The 2,786-nt window shown below is 71.1% G+C and carries 5 protein-coding genes; 4 read left to right on the top strand and 1 reads right to left on the bottom strand.

Translation table 11 applies throughout. The features are described 5' to 3' along the window. Positions 1–226, bottom strand: a 226-nt coding sequence (locus AC1D12_RS30140) for a PH domain-containing protein (RefSeq protein WP_490363544.1), incomplete at its 3' end; no start/stop codon positions are given. A gap of 79 nt (positions 227–305) precedes the next feature. On the opposite strand from AC1D12_RS30140, the gene AC1D12_RS30135 reads away from it, so the two are divergent. The 4 genes from AC1D12_RS30135 to AC1D12_RS30120 form a co-directional block, all read left to right on the top strand. Further along, the gene (locus tag AC1D12_RS30135; protein WP_477844927.1) at positions 306–1,481 is read left to right on the top strand and encodes an MFS transporter; all 1,176 of its coding nucleotides are present in this window, start codon (positions 306–308) and stop codon (positions 1,479–1,481) included. Between the two features lie 25 nt (positions 1,482–1,506). Beyond that, a complete protein-coding gene (locus AC1D12_RS30130; protein WP_047500195.1) occupies positions 1,507–1,860 on the top strand; it encodes a YciI family protein in 354 nt (117 codons plus the stop codon). A gap of 115 nt (positions 1,861–1,975) precedes the next feature. Further along, positions 1,976–2,506 carry an SRPBCC family protein gene (locus AC1D12_RS30125; RefSeq protein WP_477844925.1) on the top strand — a complete coding sequence of 177 codons (531 nt, stop codon included), beginning with the start codon at positions 1,976–1,978 and terminating at the stop codon, positions 2,504–2,506. A gap of 8 nt (positions 2,507–2,514) precedes the next feature. Further along, a partial coding sequence (locus AC1D12_RS30120; protein ID WP_477844923.1) for a sigma factor occupies positions 2,515–2,786 on the top strand: 272 nt, incomplete at its 3' end.

Raw genomic sequence — 2,786 nt, 5'->3', positions numbered from 1 at the left:
GCCGCGAGATGAAGCCCTGCTTGACGATCACCCGCTTGTTCGTCACCGCGAGTTCGGTGGTCTTGTACATCACCCAGGCGTAGCCCCAGGCGATCAGCCCGAAGCCGAAGGCCGGCAGCAGCACCAGGCCCAGCAGCAGCGGCACCCACAGCGACCAGAGGCTCACATGCGCGTAGTGCAGCACGCGTTCGTCCTGGGTCAGTGCGCCTTCGATATAGCTCGACATGGTGTTCCTTGGAGAGAGTGCGGCGTGACGATAGCAGCTGCGGGTTGCTACAGTCGGCGCCCCGYCCTTGCTCGCCGCGATGCCGCCCACCGTCCGCACCGTCCTGCCGCTGTCCATCGTCACCGCCACCAGCATGCTGGCGATGGACCTGTTCCTGCCCGCCGTGCCGACGCTGCAGGCCTCGCTCGGCATCGACGTGACGCTGGCGCAGGCGACGGTCGCGGTGTTCCTCGCCGGGCTCGCCGCGTCGCAGCTGATCTGGGGCGAGGCGATGACGCGGCTCGGCCCGCGCCGCTGCGTGCTGGCCGGCGTCTCGCTGCTGGTGCTCAGCGCCTTCGGCTGCGCGCTCGCGCCGGACATCGGCTGGCTGCTCGCGATGCGCGCGCTGCAGGGCGCGGCCGCCGGTGCGGCGACGGTGGTGGCGCCGAGCGTCGTGCGCGCGACGCTGCCGGACGAACATGCGGTGAAGGGCATCGCCTCGATCGCGATGATCGAGTCGGCGGTGCCGGCCGCCGGGCCGGTGCTCGGCAGCGCGCTGCTGCTGGTGATGGACTGGCGCGCCACCTTCTGGATCCTCGGCGGCGTCACGCTGCTCGCGCTGCCCTTCGTCGTGCGCGTCACGCCGCGCGAGCTGCCGGGGCTGGACCGCAGCGCTGCCTCGGGCTATGCCGCGATCGTCGGCAACCGCAGATTCCTGCGTCTCGCGCTGTGCCATGCACTGTGCTTCGGCGCGCTGCTGAGCTTCGTCGCCAGCGCACCGCAGCTGATGGTGCATGCCTACGGCCGCGGCGCCGCCAGCTTCGCCGCGCTGCAGCTGATGAGCGTGCTGTGCTTCATGGCGGTGGCCAGCCAGTCGGGGCGGATCAGCCGGCGCTTCGGCGCAGCGCGCGCGGTGCAGGCCGGCTGCTGGGCGCATGGGGCGCTGTGCGGCGGCTTCGCGCTCGCGGCGTGGCTGGGTCAGCCGAGCTTCGCCGCCGTCGCGGTGTTCTGGTGCGCCTTCACCGCGGTGCTCGCGGTGCGCGGGCCGGCCGCGTTCAGCGAGGCGCTGGCCCTGCCGCCGGTGCAGATGGGCCGCGCCTCCGCACTGCTGATGCTGGCGATCCTCGCGGCCGGCGCGCTCGGCACGCAGGGCGTGGCGCCGTTCATGTCGGGCCGCTCGCCGCTGCCGCTGGCCCTGGCGATGCTGCTGTTGTGCGTGGCCAGCCTCGCGATGGTGCTGCCGTATCCCCACGGCCGCGCATCCGCGACACAATGAACGCCCATTCGAGATCGGAGACCCCATGTCCTACATGATGCTCATCGTCGAACCCGTCGAACAGCGCGGCCAGCGCACGCTCGCCGAAGGCCAGGCGGCCTACGACAGCATGCTGGGCTACGCCGAGAAGCTGAAGGCCCGCGGCGTGCTGAAGAGCGCCGAGTCGCTGCTGGCGCAGGACCGCGCGGTGCGCGTGCAGAAGCGCGCCGGCGAGAAGCGGCTGGTCGACGGCCCGTTCGCCGAGGCCAAGGAAATGATCGGCGGCTTCTTCCTGCTCGACGTGAAGACGCGCGACGAGGCGGTGGCCATCGCCGCCGATTGCCCGGCCGCCGAGTGGTGCACGATCGAGGTCCGCGAGCTCGGCCCCTGCTTCGCCTAGGCGCCCCGGGGGTTATCCCTGAGCCGGCCATGGGGATGTCGATCCGGCCGCTGATCGCCCGTCGTGTGAACAGGGGCGGACCCATCGATCCGCCCGCCACACCCAGGAGCCGATCATGCTGAAGTCCACCCTGCTCGTCATCGCCGCCGCGCTCGCGGTGCTGCTGGTCTACGCCGCCACGAAGCCCGACACCTTCCGCGTCGAGCGCAGCGTGCGCATCCAGGCGTCGCCGGAGAAGCTGCACGCGATGATCAACGACCTGCGCAGCTTCAACACCTGGAACCCGTACGAGCGCAAGGACCCGGCCCTCAAGGGCAGCTACGGCCCGACCACCGTCGGCACTGGCGCGCGCTACGGCTGGGAGAGCCAGGAGGTCGGCACCGGCAGCCTCGCGATCCTCGAGACCGTGCCGGCCTCGAAGGTCACGATGGCGCTCGATTTCGTGAAGCCGTTCGAGGCGCACAACCAGGCCGAGTTCACGCTGCAGCCCGAGCAGGGCGGCACCCGCGTGACCTGGGCGATGCACGGCCCGGTGCCGTACCTCGGCAAGGTGATGCACGTCTTCATCAACGTCGACCGCATGGTCGGCACCGACTTCGAGGCGGGGCTCGCGAACCTGAAGAGCCTCGCCGAGAAGAGCACCTGAGGACCCCGGTGGAATCGACCGAACCACGCACCGAGACACACCGTGCGATCGAAGCCGTCTGGCGCGCAGAGGCCGCGAAGATCATCGCGCACGTCGCACGCATCGTGCGCGACGTCGGCCTGGCCGAGGAACTCGCGCAGGACGCGCTGCTCGCCGCGCTGGAGCACTGGGAGGGCGGCGTGCTGCCCGACAACCCGGCGGCCTGGCTGATGACCACCGCCAAGCACCGCGCGCTCGACCGGCTGCGGCAAGAAGCGCTGCATGCCCGCAAGCAGGAGGA

The organism is Rhizobacter sp. P1_G5 (assembly GCF_056405435.1).
Note: the sequence above shows the minus strand (reverse complement) of the source record. Positions and strands in the feature narration are given on the sequence as shown.

What these genes read in the sequence shown, in the direction of transcription:
- AC1D12_RS30135 (WP_477844927.1), top strand. Translation starts at nt 306, where the DNA reads ATGCCGCCCACCGTCCGCACCGTCCTGCCGCTGTCCATCGTCACCGCC.
- AC1D12_RS30130 (WP_047500195.1), top strand. Translation starts at nt 1,507, where the DNA reads ATGTCCTACATGATGCTCATCGTCGAACCCGTCGAACAGCGCGGCCAG.
- AC1D12_RS30125 (WP_477844925.1), top strand. Translation starts at nt 1,976, where the DNA reads ATGCTGAAGTCCACCCTGCTCGTCATCGCCGCCGCGCTCGCGGTGCTG.